Genomic DNA, 17,416 nt, shown 5'->3' with positions numbered 1-17,416 from the left:
AGAGAGAAAAATGAATTTTATAGACACATTAAAAAGCGTTGACTTAATATTATCCACTGGAGAAGTACCTTTAATAGTGGGTGAAAGTGGGATAGGAAAAACAGCTTTAGCAAAAAAGCTTGCTGAAGAAAATGAATGGAGTTTAGTTGTTATTGATGGAAACCTACTTAAAGAGGGTGAAATAGGAGGTCTTCCAACTATAGAATCTTATGTAGGAGTTAATTCCAATGGATATAAGGTTGAAAAGAAAACAACAGTATATGCGGTTCATAATAAATTAAGAGAAATTGATGAAGAAATATCCAAGGGTAAGATTGTTCTTTTATTTATAGACGAGATAAATCGTTGTGAGCATACAGTGCAACAAGAACTTATGAACTTAATTTTGAATAGAGAGATTAATGGATATAAGTTACATGATGATGTAAAGATTTTAGCAGCAATGAACCCATCAAGTAAATATGGTTCAGACTTTGATTATCAAGTTGTGGATATGGATGCAGCTCAAGAAAACAGATTTGTATGGCTAAATATGGAGAGTGAGCATACACAATGGTTAAAATGGGCAGTTGATGAAGGTATTGAAAGAAAAGTTATAGAGTTTATTTCTACTTTTCCAGAATATCTTCACAAAATAAATGAAGATGATGTAAGAGCAACTCCTAGAAGTTATGAAAGAGTATCTAAAATTTATAAAGTTTATAAGGAAAAAAATAATTCAATTCCTAGAGCAGTATTTTTAAACGTTATAAAAGGGAATATAGGTAAGGTTATTGCAGAAGAGTTTATAAGTTTTATTGAATCAGATTCTAAACCATTAATATCTTATGAAGATGTTTTTTTAGGAGAATCTATGGATGATTCTATTATAGAAAGAGTAAAAGATGAGAGTCATACAAGGCTTTATCTATCAGCTATGAATATTTTAAAAAACTTAGAATTAAATATAAAGAATGATAAATATGAGTCAAACCAATATATTAATAGATTTATTGAATTTTTAAAAGTATATCCTGTGGATTTAATGATAGGAATTATGAAGGATATTAGAAACAGTTATACAGAAGTGTATAAAAAAGCTATAGAAAATGAAGAGTTCGTAAAATCATATTTTGAATCTTATAGTCTAATAAGGGGATAATGTATGGAAAATTATTTTGATAATAAAGCAAAAGAACTTTATAATAAAGCAAGTGAAATTATAAGTACTCATTCTATGTTAAAGGCAAATCGTGCGAATGAGAAATTTGATGTAGACATACCAAAAGATTTTAAGGATGAATTTTTTAATCTTATAGATAAAGTTAATTTAAGTCTTATGGAAGAAAAGGATAATTTTTATGGGTATTTTTTGTTTCAGATGTCAAGAGAGATAAGATTTGATATAAGTAGCCCCACAGGTGTAAATTTTAAAGGGGCTAAATATGTTATTTACTTTAATCCAATGATTTTTTTAACACTTGATATAGAGCAAATGGAAACTACAATTAAACATGAAATTCATCATATATTATCTATGCATTTGGTTAGAGCTAAAGAATTAAAGGGAAAGTATAGTACATTAGCTATTAATATGGCAATGGACATAGTAGTAAATAAATTCTTGAATAATTTACCACCATATGCAACTACTTTGGAATGGGTAAATTTAAAATACTCCTTAAAACTTGAGCCATATGAGCCTTTTGAGTATTATGTAGAAAAGATTCAAACTGAATTAGATTTACTAGAAGAGGACAAAGATGGTGAAGAAGATGATAGTGATAAATATGGAAATATAGAAACTAATTATAGCCCAAAAAAAACTCATAATATTTGGGAAGAATCTAATGATATAGATGAAAAAACTCTTAAAGAATTTACTGAAAAATTTATTAATAGCTCTCAAAAAGGCAAAATTTCTGCTTATTTAGAAAGTATGATATCATCACTTAAAAATAGTAAAGGCGAATTGCCATGGAACTTGTATCTTAATAGGATAATGGGTACAGTTGAAAGTAATAAAAAAAAGACTATAACAAGAAGGAATAGAAGACAACCAAATAGATTAGACTTGAGAGGGGAACTTAGAAGTCATAAGGCAGAAATAGCAGTTGCTTTTGATATAAGCGGAAGTATCAGTGATGAAGAGTTTAAACAAGCGATTAAAGAAGTTCTTAATATTGTGAAAAACTATAGTCATGAAATTACAATTATAGAATGTGATAATGAAATTAGACGTGTATATAAAGTGAGAAACGAAAAAGATATAAAAGATAGAATTCGTATGGGTGGAGGTACTAGATTTTCTCCAGTATTTGAATATGCAAATAATAAAAAGATTAATTTGTTGGTTTACTTTACTGATGGTAAAGGGGAAAATAAGCTACAAGTAGCACCTAAAGGGTACAAGATTTTATGGGTTATTTCTGGAAGAGGAGATGAGCTTTCATTGAAAGAGCCTTATGGAGCAGTTAAGAAACTTACTAAAGTTGAAGTAAAGAATGAAATATTAGAGATAAATGATGTAAGAAATGATGGATATTCAATGAATAGTCAAGCTCCAATTTTATAAGTACTCATAAAATATAAACTATTTTCAGTTATATTTGTTATGCAAATATAAAAAATACATTAATTAGTGGTTAATGTATTTTTTTTATTTTAATAATATAAGTTTTATTTACATTAAAGGTCCAAAATATGTTAAAATTAATATATAGCAGATAGTTTTGGCAAGATGAATTCAGTTGCCAAAGCTATTTTTTATTAAGGATGGTGATGTTTTTGTTTAAGGTTGATGATTATATAATGTATGGTATGACAGGAGTATGCAAAGTCCTGGATATAACAAATGAACAATTTACAAATGGAATAAAAAAAGAGTATTACGTGTTAAGTCCTATTTATTCTAGTAACACAGTAATAAAAATTCCTGTAGATAATGAGAAAGTACCAATGAGAAAGTTACTTTCTAAAATTAATGTTATTTCATTAATAAATGATATTCCTAATATGGATACATTATGGATAGACAATGAAAAAACAAGAAGTGAGCAATTTAAAAAAATACTTAGAAATGGTAAATGTGAAGAGCTAATAAAATTAATAAGGAGTATATATGATAATAAAGAGTATGTAAAATCTATTGGTAAAAAAACACATCAAGCAGATGACAATATAATGAAAGAAGCCGAAAGATTATTGAATGAAGAATTTGCAACTATTTTAGATATCTCTCCTGATGAAGTTAGTTCATATATATCAAGTCGTATACCTCAATAAAGTATTTTATAGTATCTTTTATTTAAAAATCATAGTCTAATAAAATATAATTAAAAAATACGAGCAGAATATAATTTAAATTGTAAGTATTAGAACATAAAAAATATTAAATTTAAAGTAACTATACATAATTTAAATATAGACTGTAATAAATTTGAAAAAGTAATATTCAATACAAAAGATAAAATAAAATTTAAAAATAATTTTAAAATATATGTTTATGAATATTTTTTTGTTGTTTTTAATCAATTTTAAAAATTGAATATTTAGGTTGATAGTATGATGGGTTATCTAGATTCTAAAGTGTATAATATTATCAAATATTTTTTTATTTTAAGCAAATAAGATGGATACTATGTTGAATAGAATCCATCTTATTTAAATTTCATTTATAGTTATTTATTTAGGGACTATTTTTTATACATGAAAATCTATTGTAATAGAGTATTTTTTGATTATGAGATTTTTTAAAAATATAATCGACAAAATAAGACTAAATATATAATGATACTTATAATCAAGGAAATTACTGTATATTTACAGTATAACTTGAAAAATTATAGGTGTACAAAATTTGTTGAGCATTTTATTGGAGTAGTATGTAATGGTTTAATAGTTTGTTTTTAAATAAACTTTTTCTTTTTTAATTAAAGTGCCATTAAGATAATAAATAAATATAATTATTTATAAATGATTATATTTTGTTAAAAAATACTCATTAGATGTATTTAGTTAGATTATTTATAATATAGCTGGAATAATTGTATTTATCTATATTTAGAAATTTAAGATTATAAATCATTTTTAGAAGATAAAGTATATATAAGTTTGAAAATTAATGAAATCTATTAAGTTAATTAAATATATAACAGTTATTTAATTAACTTAATAGATTTTTTTAATTCAATTTGGATTTTTTTATCTCTTATTTATTGTCATTACTTTCAAAAAATATATCTATTTTGAAATATATAATTTGGTTATTATATATTGGATACAAAAAGCTTATTTTAAGCAATAAGTAAACTAATAAAAAAGTAAAAATTTCATTTCTAAAAAAACATTCTAGGTATTGATTTAACTTATATTTCCATACAAAATATTTTATATAATAAATATGACAAATATAATTTAAATTTTTCTAATTATTTACTGTCGATTAATCGATTTTTTCCTTGCATAGAAGTATATATTTATGGTACGATTTACATGGTGAAATAAATAGGGGGAGGTGAAAAACAAATATTCGTGAAAAAGTTTTCAAATTGAAGCATTTTTGTGTGAAATATATTATAAATACATAACACAGCTTTGGTTAATACTATTAAAGCGAATATATTGATAATCACTTTAAAGTAAAAGTTTTTATGTTTACATTCACAGTTTTTAGTATAAGTTTAATCACAAGAAATAAATCTAATCTGTGAATAGATAGTAGTTTATTTATTTAAGTTGAGAATTGGTTAGATGAAGTAATATATAGATTTAAAAAGTAAATAAACATTATTTAAATAAATATATGTTGCTTTATTCAAGACTCCTTTAAAAAAGCACTTAAATGTAATCATATAAGTTGCCACAAAAGGAGGAATTTAGTTTGTAAAATACTATCACGTAAAAAAATAAGAATTGCTATGGTGAAGCTTTTTCATGGTTTTAAATAAGAATCTAATGACTTATAAATATATCTGAAAATAATGAATTTATATAATTTAAATTTATAATCAAAAAAAACATTAAATTTGTTCCATGAAAAGATAAACTCTACAAATAAAAACGCAATTATCTTAATAATTATTACAAATTGTTTTACAAAACAATATCACCATATCTTTCGTTAAAAAGGAAGAATCTGGATATAACGTAAAAATATAAAAATACAATTAAGAAAGGATTTAAACTTATGAGCACAACAGTAAATAAGAAGGGTAAATTCCCTATAGGATTTTATATCTGCTCTACAACTTTCTCATTTGAAAGAGCAGCATATTATTCTGCAAAGTTTTTAATTTATATATTCCTTACAACAGCTGTAATTCATGGTGGACTTGGAATAGATAAGGGACAAGCTGCTATAATGCAAGCTAACCTTGTTGCATTCACATATCTTGCACCAATCATTGGGGGATATATATCAGATAGATGGATAGGAGCTAGATATACTATACCTATAGGTATGCTTATCATGGGAGTTGGATATTATCTTGGTTCTATTGCAACTACAGTTTCTATGGTAAATGCAATGATAATATTAGTTTCAATTGGTACTGCATTCTTTAAAGGAAATGTATCTGCAGTAAATGGACAGCTTTTTGATAATCAAGAAGAGCTTGATACAGCATTCTCAGTACAGTATTCTTTTGTTAATATAGGTTCTTTTATTGGAACTACAGCAGTTGGTATTCTTTATCTTAAAACATTTGCAAAAAATGGTATACTTGGATTCTCTCAATGTTTCTTCATAGCAGCTGTACTTTGTGTAATAGGTGCAATATGGTTCACATATGGATGGAGATTCCTTGGAAATGCAGGAAAGAGACCATTTAAAGAAGGCGTAGTTGCTGAAAAAGTTGAAGCAAAAGATAATTCGCCTCTTACAGGTATGGATAAGAAGAGAATTTGGGCTATTATACTTATTTCATTCTTCTCTGTAGTTTTCTGGTTATTCTGGTACTTAACTTATCTTGCAGTTTATGATTATGGTGCAGCATTTGTAGACATGACTATTGGAGGGTTTGAAATTCCTCTTGCTTGGTTTGACTCATTAAATGCACTTGTATGTATAGGACTAGGTCCAGTTCTTGGAGCATTATGGTTCAAACTTGCTAGTAGACCACAAGGAGATATAAGTTTATTTAAAAAGACAGGTCTTGGATTAGCATTCTTAGGTCTTGCATTCTTAATGCTTGTTGGAGCAGAACTTTCAAGAGGGGTTGGAGCTCCTGAAACTGCTAAAGCTAGTATAATATGGATAATCATGTTTGGTATACTTCTAAGTTTTGGAGAAATGCTATTCTCACCACTTGGTAACTCTTTTGTAAGTAAGTATGCACCTAAGAAACTTCTAGGTGTTCTTATGGGAGTATGGACATGTGCTACTTTCCTAGCTGGTCAAGGGTATGGATATATATATGCATTCACTCTTAAATTTGATATGATTAAGGTATATACTGTAATTCCAGCAATACTATTTGTTGCAGCTATACTATTATTCTTATCTGACAAGACATTAAGTAAACTTGTTGAAGAGGATAAATAATCAGTAAATAACAATTATTTTATATGAATTAATCTATTATGATTATATTGTATTAGGCTGATTTGTAGCTAATTAGTAATAACAATAAAAATTTACTTTTAAGTATTACATTATTATATATTGAAGTGAATTTATTAAAAAATAGATAAAAAATACTAGTCTTAGTTGGCTAGTATTTTTTTATATTAAATTAGATAGAGAATTAATACATAATTTCTCCACTTAAAACAGTATAAGCACTTCCTCCGATTTTTACAGAAGAGATATCATTATTTTCTTTTGTTATATTTACATATACCTTTCCAGGTCTATTTATAAAGTTACCTTGTTCACCAATAAAACTAGTTTTCTCTAAAATATTATGCTGTACTATATAAGATGATACACAAGCATTTCCAGTTCCGCATACAGGGTCTTCTGTAACTCCAACATATGGAGCAATAGATCTTAAATGATAGTCACATTTTTCGTCTATAGTTTCTGTACAGAATGGAGTTATACCAATTATGTTATTTTTACCACTAAATTTTTTGATTTCATTTAAGTCAGGAGAAATATTTTTTAAATCATCCAGAGACTTTAATCCAAGTACAAGCCACCAAAGTCCAGTATTTACCTTCATAATTGGATAATCAAGTAATCTATCTTCATTTACACCTATCATTTGTGCAAGCTCTTTTCTGTAACTATCTAGATTTTCAAATTCAGGGGGATTTTGTTCCATCATAAATATATTTTCATTATCTATTTCTTTAAGTTCTACAGATAGTACACCAGCTTTTGTTTCTTGATAAAAAATATTTTTATTAGTATCAAGTTTTCCCTCTTCTAAAAGTGCATGAAAAGTTCCTACTGTTGCATGCCCACATAAATCAACTTCTAAGCCAGGTGTAAAGAATTGTACCTTGAAATCTGCCACATTTGACTTTGAAACAAATGCAGTCTCTGATAAATTCATTTCTTTAGCTACATTTTGCTTGATTTCATCAGAAATATTGGATGCATCAGTAACTACACCAGCAGGATTTCCACCAAAAGGTATAGTTGTAAAGGCATCAACTTGTTTAATATTAATTTTATTCATTTTTAAAACCTCCTTTTGTTTTTTCTGAAATATAAATTTCATGTTTTATGTATTGAGCTCCAATATATAATATATTAGAGTTTCTTGTCCAGATTGAAATAGCTTCACTTCCTTTAGATAAGTTTCCTGTCAATATTTCATTGTCATCTACAATTAAAATAATCCCTTTATAAAACTTTTTATTTTCAAGTGTAGTATTATTTCCTCCATGAATATGAATGTTACTTAGACCTTCAATATTTTTATTTTCTAAAAGTAGTATTTCAACATTAATATTTTTTTTACAGGCAATTAGAAGGTCATTTTTTAGTTCAAGAATTTCCTCATAAGGGCAAGTAATTATAATTTCTTGCTTTGCATTGTTTATCATTTCTGTTGCTTTTTTTAATATATTTTTATCGCCTTTTATATTTAAAACATATTCTATACTTTTACCCTTATTTAATACCTGTAAGTTATCGTTTAGTTTGTCTATAGAATTATTAAATTCTTCTTTTTTATTTTTTAATAATTCACTAGGATTTATAGGGACATATTTAATAGGGTCGGTTCCAACATTGACAATTATATTATTGTTTATTAGTTTTGTTATATTTTCATAGACTTTTGACTGTGGGACACCTGATAATTTACTTATCTCGTATCCTGTTAAAGGATTTTCTTTTAATAATGCTATGTATATTTGAGATTCATATTTTGTAAATCCTATATTTTGTAATTCACTAACTATATCATCCATAGGTAAACTCCTTTCATAAGAAATTAGTAACTACATAGGTAGTTATTAATTAAATTTTATAACTTAAATAGCGAAATGTCAACTATAATTAAATAAAAAATAAAAACACATATTATAAATATTTAACATTACAATCATGCTTAGCATTAGATTAAAGTTACTAAAAATGAGTAGTTACAAAAAAGTGACTAATTGAACTGTTGAATGGGTCGTAGTATATTAATATCAAGAAAACAATAAAGGAGATATATATTATGTCAAAAATAATAAATAATAATGATTTTATAAACGAAGTAGAAAATAAAGATGGATTAGTAGTTGTAGATTTCTTCGCAACTTGGTGTGGGCCTTGTAAGATGTTATCACCAGTATATGAAGCCTTAGGAAATGAGATGGCTGAAAAAGCAAACTTTTTAAAAGTGGATATAGACCAAAGTATAGAATTAGCTCAGCAATTTGAAGTATCTACAGTACCAACTGTAATAATATTTAAAGATGGGAAACCTGTAGATAGATTAATAGGTTTTATACCTAAAGAGAATTTAAAAAACAAAGTTGAATCATATATGTAATTAAAATAAATCTCATATATAAACAAAAAACTCATCATAATGAGTTTTTTGTTTATATTTATATTGTACAAATCTTTAAAGTGGTTACAAATAAGTGCCTAATTGCCAATTATATCATATGTTGATATATTATTTATATAAAAGAAAAAGGAAAGGTTATTAAATAATAGGTGAGACTATGAGATATGATATTGCGATAATAGGAAGTGGTCCAGCAGGACTTGCAGCTGCTATAAATGCCAAAATTAGAAACAAAAATATAATTTTATTTGGAATTGAAGATATAAGTCAAAAACTTATTAAAGCACCTTCTATAGAAAACTATTTGGGAATTGGGAATATAAGTGGCTTACAGCTTAAAGATAAATTTAAAAAACATATAGATGATATGGGAATAGAGATAACTCAAAAAAGAATTAATAATGTATATAGTATGGGTGAATATTTTACATTAGTTTCTGGAAATGATACATATGAATCAACTACAGTTGTACTGGCAACAGGTATTGAATATGGAAAGATGATAAATGGAGAAGAAGAATATCTCGGAAAGGGAGTAGGATATTGTGCAACATGTGATGCCATGTTATATAGAAATAAAAAAGTGGCTATAATAGGATACAATCATGAAGCAGAAGAAGAAGCGAACTTTTTAAGTGAAATAGCAAGTAGTGTGTACTATATACCTATGTACAAATTAGAAAATAAAATCAATAGTAGCATAAATATAATAGATGATAGACCTTTAGAAATAAAGGGTGAAAAATTAGTTAATAAATTAGTACTTAGAAAAAGCGAGTTGGATATAGATGGTATATTCATTATAAAAGATAGTGTATCGCCAAAATATATGGTTCCAGGGTTAGAAGTAGAAGATTCACATATAAAATCAGATAAAAATATGAACACAAATATTGAAGGTTTATATGTAGCAGGAGATTGTGCTGGTAAACCATATCAATATTTAAAATCAGCAGGACAAGGTCAGACAGCTGTATCTAGCGCAATTTCTTACTTAGATAAGCAAAGGATAAAGAAGTCTGTGCTTGTTGACACTTATTAGATAAGATTAATAAAAACTCTAGGTATTATTTTTTTAATACATCCCCCAACATTGAAAAATGTTATTTAAAAATAAAGCTTCAATGTAAAAAGGTGAATTCTATTATATGAATTCACCTTTTTACATTGAATATTATATAAGTTTTGTATAAAAAATGTATTTCTTTTGACGATTAAAAGTATTTTGATATAGTTCATTTTTTATTTGAAAATAATACTAATCTTTATCTATTGCTGAAAAAGAATAGAAAAAGCTTATTTAAAAGCCAAAGTTTTAATAGCATATATAAATCTATCTATTTCATCAAAAGTATTGTACATTCCTAAACTTATCCTAACAAGACCTACAGGATTTTCCCTCATAAATCTGATGTATGCTTCTTTTGGACTTATACCTAATAGTTTTTGTACATAAATATCTGCTCCTACTACTCCAGCCCCAGTTTCTATTCCAAAGTCATCAACTAAATATTTTGCTACATCCTTATAATACATATTGCTTATATTGAATGATATATTTGGGATAATTACATTGTTTGATTTATCTCCATATATTATCACATTAGGTATTTTCTTCAATTCTTCTTTAGCATATAAAAATAATTCTCTCTCGTATTTTGAAATCCTGTTTAATCCAATTTTATTTAAAGTATTTAGTGCTTTTCCCATTGCAAGAGTTCCAAAATACTCTGGATATCCTGCTTCAAAACGCTGAGGTACATTTGCATATATTATTTTGTCATCAGATACAAATTTAGTAGAACCTGAGCCATATAGCACAGGTGTAAATTTTTCAAAGAATGATTTAGGACCTACTAGAGCACCACCATTTAGTGGTGAATAGCATTTGTGTCCACTAAAAACAATAAAATCTATATGCTCATCACATTCATGTGGCATCATCGAAAAAGGTTTATGCTGAATTACTTGAACAATATCCACTAATATCTTGGCACCATACTTATGAGCCATCCTTGCTATTTCATATATAGGAGTGGTTATACCTGTAACATTACTAGCACCTGTGACTGTAACAAGAGATACATTACCAGCATTATTTTTAAGCATATTTTCTAATTGGCATAAATCAAGTTCTCCTTTTTCTGTAATTCCAACAACCTTTGTAGGAAAGTTAACTTTAAAAGGTAAGTAATTAGCCATATGCTCCATTGCTGTAGTAATAACAAGTTTATTTGAATTTTCATTTTTAAAAAATTCTGCTAATAAGTTGATTCCTTCTGTAGCACTTTTGACATAAATAACAGAGTCTTTTTCTTTGTCTGCATCAATAAGCTTTAGAATAGTATGTCGTACATTCTCATACTCTAAAGTATTTTTTTCTGAGAGTATTCCTGGAGCATTAATATAAGTAAGCCAAGGAATCTCACAATTTAAGTTATCCACCACGTTTTTTAAAACTAATGGAGTAGCGGAGTTGTTAAAATATATTCTTTTAACAGCTTCACTATTCTTAGTTTTAACTTTAAGATTTGCACCTTCAATGTATTCTGATAAATCCATGAATGGCATAAAAAAACCCCTTATCTAATAAACTATTTTATTTTTTATTAAACAAGCTTAAGTTTTAATCAAGAGCTTGTTTAATATATGTTATGTTTTTATAAAAGATTTTGTTAATTAATGACTGTTAAATCCTTTATTGAATTTATTAATACATTGATTGTTAAATATCTTGTTGAGATATTTAAAGACTGGATTGCTTCAACTCAAATTTGACAAGTACAAATATTTGAATAATAATAAGGTTGAGTTTTGTTTAAAATATAAATAGTTATAAAGCTAGGTTAACATTCAATAAACATTCATTATATATAATAAAGAGATTGATATTTTATTTAGGAGATGATTATGTGAGAGTATTAATAATAGAGGATAATAAGGAACTTTCTTATAATATAAAGTCAGGTTTGGAAAATGAAGGGCTTGTAGTAGATATAGCAAATTGTGGATTAGATGGAGAAGAAAAAGCATTTATAAATGACTATGATGCTATATTATTAGATTTAAATTTACCTGATAAAGATGGAATAGAGATATTAGAATTTTTTAGAAGTAATAATCTAAGTACACCAATAATAATTGTAACTGCGAGAGATGGAGTAAATGAGTTAGCTAAAGGTCTTGATTTAGGAGCTGATGATTATATAGTAAAGCCATTTCAAATTATAGAATTAAGAGCTAGGATACAAGCTATTATAAGAAGATTTTATGGTAGGACAAACCCAGATATTAAAGCAGGACCTATTACAATAAATCCAGCATCAAGAAAAGTGTATGTATATGATAAAGAGGTAAAGTTGGGAACTAAAGAATTTGATATAGCAGAATATATTGCAAGTAGGTATCCAAATATTGTGTCAGGTATAGATATATCAGAACATGTTTATGATGAATATTTTGACCCATTATCATCTGTATTAAGGGTACATATAGCTAGATTAAAAAAGAAATTAAAAGAAGTTGCAGGTAAAGAGATAATAATAACAACTAGAGGGATAGGATATTCTATATGCAAGGATTAAAGGATAAAAAAACTATAGTATTAATTTTATATTCTGTTATAGTTTTTGTGATTTTTGCAATAGGTCTAAAATATATTATAAATACACCCGATATAGATAAGAACTCAGTTTATAATGACTTAACTCCATATAAGGGTGAAATAACCTTAGACAATATGTATGATACAGATAAAGTGGTAATGAATAATTATGAGCTTATACTTAAAAGTAATTTTAATGTAGTGATGATATTATTTTTTGCTTTTATAGTAACGTCTAATTTTATACTTTTAGCGATACTAAATCGATTGGATTTTAAAGAAAGAATAGAGATATTAAATAATATAAATAACATTGAAAATGAGAATGAAATATTGAGCATAGACCCAGTTATGTCTGGAGTATATAAAGATTTAAAAAATAAATTTGATTCTCATATTGAGGACTATAAAAGATTGAATTCATATCTATCACATGAACAAAAAAATGCTATATCTATATTGAAAACAAGTTTAGAGCTTGATGGAAATAAGGAATTATTAAATACTCTTGATAAAGTTTCAAATAGCATAGAAGATGTACTTGCAATAAGTGATATAAAAAATAATGAGGATATGTATGAGATTGATATAGCCTTAATATGTGCACAAGTGTGTGATAATTATTCTAAAATATATAGTAATTTGAAATTTGATTTTGATGAAGATGAAAATATGAGTATCTATGGAAAAGAAAAGTGGATTTATAGAGGAGTATCCAATCTTTTAGATAATGCAATAAAATATGGAGAAGGTAAAGATATATATGTAAATGTAAAAAATCAAAAGGGCAGTGTTATTGTATTGGTAAAAGATAATGGTATTGGAATGAATAAACATTATATAGATAAAATATTTTATGATAGGTATAGAATAAATGAGCTAAATAAAGATGGGTATGGTATAGGCCTTAGTTTAGTAAAGCATGTATGTAATTTATGTAATGGTTTTATATGGGTTGAAAGTGAAGAAAATAAAGGTTCAACTTTTTATTTAGTATTTAAAGAATATAATTAACAACTAATAAAAATTATAATAATATTGCTAACATAGTATTCAATTAATAAGAGGAGATATAAAGTGTATATTTTAAATAACGCAATCAAAAATCTGATTAGAAATAAAGTTTATAGTTCATTTAGTATAGTTATTATGTTATTAATGGTTTTATCAATATCTATTTTCTCAATAATAAATTTAAGTTCATCTATTATAAAGCAAGAATATGAGAAAAAACTTGATTCACAGGTTAGTATTAAAATTAATGAGAAAAAGATTGTCCAAAATGATTCAATAGAATACTTGAGAGGATATGATATTTTAAATTTAGATGACTATTTAAATTTTTCAAAATCAAAATATGTAAAGAAAATGTCACTGATAGGAAATCTTGTGGTATACCTTGATAATAATAAAAAAAATATAGTTAGTAATGATAAAAATCGTGCCTATGATAATATAGTTACAAGTTGTGTAGTTATGGGGTTTACAGATAAAAATACCAGCCTCAAATATTATAATTTAGATATAAGCAAAGGAAGAGTATTCCAAAAAGACAATGAATGTATAGTAAGTGAAGACTTTCTAGGTGTTAGTAAGTTTAAGGTTGGAGATACAATATCTTTGCTAAATGATTATGATACTAATGTGAAGTTAAATCTAAAAATAGTAGGCATATATAAGAAAAAAACTGGCAATAAAGTAGAAAATACTCAAGATATAAGTATATACAACAATATATTAACCTCATATAATACTATAGCTGAGTTTGAAAAAAAGATTAAACCAGAAAATCAGATGATTTATACAAGTGCTAGCTTTTTACTTAGAGACTCTAATAGTAGAAAAGTCTTTGAGAAAGAACTAAGAAATAAGGGGCTAAGTGAAATCTATAAAGTTACTATAGATGAGTCAGCATATCATAAATTGATGACTCCAATAAAACATTTGTCTAGTGTAACTTTTACGGTTACTCTTGGAATATTAGTGTTAGGTTCAATACTGTTAATGATAAGTTCTGTAATATCAATTAAAAAAATAAAATATGATATAGGAGTACTAATGCTAATTGGAATGTCTAAATTTAAGATAGTCAGAAGCTTTATTTATGAAAGTATCATAATGATTTTTATATGTATTATACTTGGATTAGGAATTGCAAGTATATCGGAAAAAGCAATATCAAATTATGCTTTTGAATATCAATATAAATACAATATAACATATAATGACTATTTGTTTGATTATGTGGGAGATAAAGATATAAATATAAATGACAATATCACCAAGCAAGAGATGAAAAGTTTAAAAGCTAAATCTACTTTAAATTTTATGTTTAATATAATTATTATATCAATAATATTGGTATTGTTAACTAGTATAGTATCCATATATAGTACAATTATGTACAAACCAATACAAATAATCTATGATAGAAATTAGGTGATGCAGATTGTCAATACTTAAATTAATTGATGTTAATTATAAATATGAGAGTAGTAGTAAGTTTGTATTAAAAGATGTCAGTGTAGAATTTGAAACTGGAAAAATGTATGTCATTATAGGAAAAACTAGAGCGGGAAAGAGCACTTTGTTGTCTATAATAGCAGGTCTTGATGATTGCACTAGTGGAAGCATTATATATAATGGTGAAGATTTAAAAGATGTAAATAAAAATATTTATAGGAATAAGCATGTAGGTGCAATATTTAAAGGCTATAACTTGTTAAATAATGCTACTGTTTTAGATAATATTATTCTTACTATGATGATTGGTGGAAATAGAGAAAAGAATAAGAATGAAATTGCATATAAGATTCTAGAAAAAGCAGGAATTAATAGAGAAAAAGCAAATTGGAAAGTGAAAGATTTATCTCACTATGATAAGAAAAAGGTATGTATTGCTAGAGCATTATCTAATAAGCCAGATTTAATAATTTGTGATGATATTATAGAAAATATTGATGATAAAAGTGAAAAAAAATTGGTAGATGTATTTTACGAACTAGCATCTAAAGATAATAAATGTGTGATAATAGCTACAACTTTTGACAGAGTCGCTTTATGTGCTGATGAGTTGTGGGGAATAAATAATGGAAAATTAATGTTTATAAAAAGTAGAGACAATGAGATAGATTAAACTACTAAATTACACGAAAATGAGCTACAGTTGGGGGGAACTGTAACTCATTCTATTTTGGGGGAGATAGGTTGAACTTATTGGTTATCCGTATCATGTTTTTAGTATAGTCACTTATTTAAATTTATATACATTTTTTTATAAATTTTACATAAAATGTTAAATGGTCATTGAATATAGTAATAGAAATGAATAGTAAACTTATAAAAATAGTAAAGATATGGTTAAATAAAAAGAATAAAAATGTATTGTAAATAATTAAAAAAGTATTTTATAAAGTTATAAGAGATAAATAAGTATAATAATTTGACAAAAAAAGAAAAATACAATACATAATAAAATTATATAAAATATTGTAAAAAATATGGCCTAATTTTTAAGAATTAAAATTTATATTAGTTAATATATATATTTAAAAAAAGATTAGAAATACACTATAATCTGAATTTCAATAAATATATATAAAAATTAAAATGGAACACTTGAAAATACTGGAAAATAATTAAAAAATAATTTGAGGATATAAAATATAGATTAATTTTAATTAATTAAATACAGAAAAGAAATACTTAAATATATTTAAATAAAAAAACGATAAAATATGACAATTTGATTGGAAACAATTAAAATATTTTGTTATTGTAGTATTATAGGGTAAAATGCAAAATATATTCGAAAATGAAATTTTAAATATTGACATTAAATTAAATATAATATACTATGTAAGTGTGATGAGAGATTTTTTTTAGAGGGGATTTATAGTGAATATAAAAAAAATATTTAATAACAATGTAGTAGTAAGCTCCCTGGAAGATGGCACAGAAATAATTATTACTGGTGCTGGAGTTGGATTTAAGAAAAAAGTAGGAGATTTGATAGATGAAAGTTTGATTTCTAAAAAATATTTTGTTCAAGATAATCAAAAAGACAAATACAATCAAATACTTAACAAGACCTCTATTGAATACTTTAAAATTTCAGAAGAAATTATAGAAAAGGCTAATGAAGTTTTAAATACTCAAGTAAATGATTCAATAATATTAGCCTTAACGAGTCACATAGAATTTGCTGTCCAAAGAGAAAAACAAGGTATAAAATTACCAAACTTAATATTGAATGAGACAAAACAACTTTATAGAGAAGAATTTGAATTTGGATTATGGGCAATTAATGAAATTGAAAAAAAGATAGGAATAAAGTTGCCTGAAGATGAAGCTGGATATATTGCTATTCATATAATCAATGGGTTGGAGAATTCTCAAAAAGATGAGGGTATTAATATACTAGAGTTTTCAAAACAAGTTATTCAGATAATTGAAGAAGTACATGGGTTTAAATTAGATGTAAATTCACTAAATTACACTAGACTTATAACTCACTTAAAGTTTTTTGTTCAAAGGATTTTAAGAAAAGAAACTTATAAAGATAGTGATATTGAAGATATGTACAAGTTGGTGAATAAAAATTATAATAAACCTAAAATATGTACTCAAGAAATTGCAGCATTGGTATTAGACAGATTTGAATATAAAATTAGTAAAGAAGAAGAATTATATCTAATGATTCACATAAATAAAATAACAAACAGTGGTTGTTAGGATTGTAACTGATAAGCAGGCAAAACCTAAGTCATTGAACTTAACTATTAGATTAAGTTTTTTGATTTAGGCTTTTTTATTAAATACAGACAGTGAGTTTTAGGATTGTAACTGGTTAAGCAGGCAAAACCTAAATCAT

General features: G+C 25.8%; 14 protein-coding genes. 11 read left to right on the top strand and 3 right to left on the bottom strand.

Features of this window, described 5'->3' with window-relative positions:
- The first annotated feature begins 10 nt into the window (after positions 1–10).
- The 4 genes from ACTG47_RS16325 (at position 11) to ACTG47_RS16310 (ending at position 6,523) form a co-directional block, all read left to right on the top strand.
- Positions 11–1,141, top strand: a complete 1,131-nt coding sequence (locus ACTG47_RS16325) for an ATP-binding protein (protein WP_479925338.1) — start codon at positions 11–13, stop codon at positions 1,139–1,141.
- A 3-nt stretch (positions 1,142–1,144) separates the two neighbouring features.
- Positions 1,145–2,554 carry a vWA domain-containing protein gene (locus tag ACTG47_RS16320; protein WP_479925337.1) on the top strand — a complete coding sequence of 470 codons (1,410 nt, stop codon included), beginning with the start codon at positions 1,145–1,147 and terminating at the stop codon, positions 2,552–2,554.
- A gap of 206 nt (positions 2,555–2,760) precedes the next feature.
- Positions 2,761–3,264 (top strand): CarD family transcriptional regulator, encoded by a 504-nt coding sequence (locus ACTG47_RS16315; protein WP_254176438.1) that lies wholly within the window; start codon positions 2,761–2,763, stop codon positions 3,262–3,264.
- Between the two features lie 1,903 nt (positions 3,265–5,167).
- Positions 5,168–6,523 (top strand): peptide MFS transporter, encoded by a 1,356-nt coding sequence (locus tag ACTG47_RS16310; RefSeq protein WP_479925336.1) that lies wholly within the window; start codon positions 5,168–5,170, stop codon positions 6,521–6,523.
- A 202-nt stretch (positions 6,524–6,725) separates the two neighbouring features.
- On the opposite strand, the gene ACTG47_RS16305 is transcribed toward ACTG47_RS16310, so the two are convergent.
- Both ACTG47_RS16305 and ACTG47_RS16300 read right to left on the bottom strand, forming a co-directional pair.
- Positions 6,726–7,607, bottom strand: a complete 882-nt coding sequence (locus tag ACTG47_RS16305) for a PhzF family phenazine biosynthesis protein (RefSeq protein ID WP_479925335.1) — start codon at positions 7,605–7,607, stop codon at positions 6,726–6,728.
- A complete protein-coding gene (locus ACTG47_RS16300; protein ID WP_479925334.1) occupies positions 7,600–8,346 on the bottom strand; it encodes a TrmB family transcriptional regulator in 747 nt (248 codons plus the stop codon). Before ACTG47_RS16300 ends, ACTG47_RS16305 begins: the two co-directional genes overlap by 8 nt.
- A 254-nt stretch (positions 8,347–8,600) precedes the next feature.
- Here ACTG47_RS16300 and trxA point away from each other — a divergent pair, with 254 nt between their 5' ends.
- A complete protein-coding gene (gene trxA, locus ACTG47_RS16295; RefSeq protein ID WP_479925333.1) occupies positions 8,601–8,918 on the top strand; it encodes a thioredoxin in 318 nt (105 codons plus the stop codon).
- Positions 8,919–9,096: 178 nt separating this feature from the next.
- Positions 9,097–9,981 (top strand): NAD(P)/FAD-dependent oxidoreductase, encoded by an 885-nt coding sequence (locus ACTG47_RS16290; protein ID WP_479925332.1) that lies wholly within the window; start codon positions 9,097–9,099, stop codon positions 9,979–9,981.
- A 254-nt stretch (positions 9,982–10,235) separates the two neighbouring features.
- Here the strand turns inward: ACTG47_RS16290 and ACTG47_RS16285 are convergent, their stop codons facing one another.
- Positions 10,236–11,510, bottom strand: coding sequence for an aminotransferase class V-fold PLP-dependent enzyme (locus ACTG47_RS16285; protein WP_479925331.1), 1,275 nt, complete (start codon positions 11,508–11,510; stop codon positions 10,236–10,238).
- A 341-nt stretch (positions 11,511–11,851) separates the two neighbouring features.
- Here ACTG47_RS16285 and ACTG47_RS16280 point away from each other — a divergent pair, with 341 nt between their 5' ends.
- From ACTG47_RS16280 to ACTG47_RS16260, 5 genes are all read left to right on the top strand, one after another.
- Positions 11,852–12,523, top strand: a complete 672-nt coding sequence (locus ACTG47_RS16280; protein WP_479925330.1) for a response regulator transcription factor — start codon at positions 11,852–11,854, stop codon at positions 12,521–12,523.
- Positions 12,511–13,557, top strand: a complete 1,047-nt coding sequence (locus ACTG47_RS16275; protein WP_479925329.1) for a sensor histidine kinase — start codon at positions 12,511–12,513, stop codon at positions 13,555–13,557. The genes ACTG47_RS16280 and ACTG47_RS16275 overlap by 13 nt, the downstream gene beginning before the upstream one ends.
- 63 nt (positions 13,558–13,620) lie before the next feature.
- Entirely contained in the window at positions 13,621–14,982 is a 1,362-nt protein-coding gene (locus ACTG47_RS16270) for an ABC transporter permease (protein WP_479925328.1), read from the top strand.
- 10 nt (positions 14,983–14,992) lie between these two features.
- Positions 14,993–15,679: an ATP-binding cassette domain-containing protein gene (locus ACTG47_RS16265; RefSeq protein WP_479925327.1), complete on the top strand. Its 687-nt coding sequence runs from the start codon at positions 14,993–14,995 to the stop codon at positions 15,677–15,679.
- A 761-nt stretch (positions 15,680–16,440) separates the two neighbouring features.
- Positions 16,441–17,277: a PRD domain-containing protein gene (locus ACTG47_RS16260; RefSeq protein WP_169465339.1), complete on the top strand. Its 837-nt coding sequence runs from the start codon at positions 16,441–16,443 to the stop codon at positions 17,275–17,277.
- Positions 17,278–17,416: the final 139 nt, after the last annotated feature.

Source organism: Clostridioides sp. LIBA-6622, assembly GCF_056716095.1.
This window is presented reverse-complemented; position numbering and strand designations above follow the sequence as displayed.

Excerpts from the sequence above, each read along its gene's own strand:
- ACTG47_RS16275 (WP_479925329.1), top strand. The coding sequence starts at position 12,511 with ATGCAAGGATTAAAGGATAAAAAAACTATAGTATTAATTTTATATTCT.
- ACTG47_RS16300 (WP_479925334.1), bottom strand. The coding sequence starts at position 8,346 with ATGGATGATATAGTTAGTGAATTACAAAATATAGGATTTACAAAATAT.
- ACTG47_RS16290 (WP_479925332.1), top strand. The coding sequence starts at position 9,097 with ATGAGATATGATATTGCGATAATAGGAAGTGGTCCAGCAGGACTTGCA.
- ACTG47_RS16285 (WP_479925331.1), bottom strand. The coding sequence starts at position 11,510 with ATGCCATTCATGGATTTATCAGAATACATTGAAGGTGCAAATCTTAAA.
- ACTG47_RS16310 (WP_479925336.1), top strand. The coding sequence starts at position 5,168 with ATGAGCACAACAGTAAATAAGAAGGGTAAATTCCCTATAGGATTTTAT.
- trxA (WP_479925333.1), top strand. The coding sequence starts at position 8,601 with ATGTCAAAAATAATAAATAATAATGATTTTATAAACGAAGTAGAAAAT.
- ACTG47_RS16315 (WP_254176438.1), top strand. The coding sequence starts at position 2,761 with ATGTTTTTGTTTAAGGTTGATGATTATATAATGTATGGTATGACAGGA.
- ACTG47_RS16305 (WP_479925335.1), bottom strand. The coding sequence starts at position 7,607 with ATGAATAAAATTAATATTAAACAAGTTGATGCCTTTACAACTATACCT.
- ACTG47_RS16320 (WP_479925337.1), top strand. The coding sequence starts at position 1,145 with ATGGAAAATTATTTTGATAATAAAGCAAAAGAACTTTATAATAAAGCA.
- ACTG47_RS16325 (WP_479925338.1), top strand. The coding sequence starts at position 11 with ATGAATTTTATAGACACATTAAAAAGCGTTGACTTAATATTATCCACT.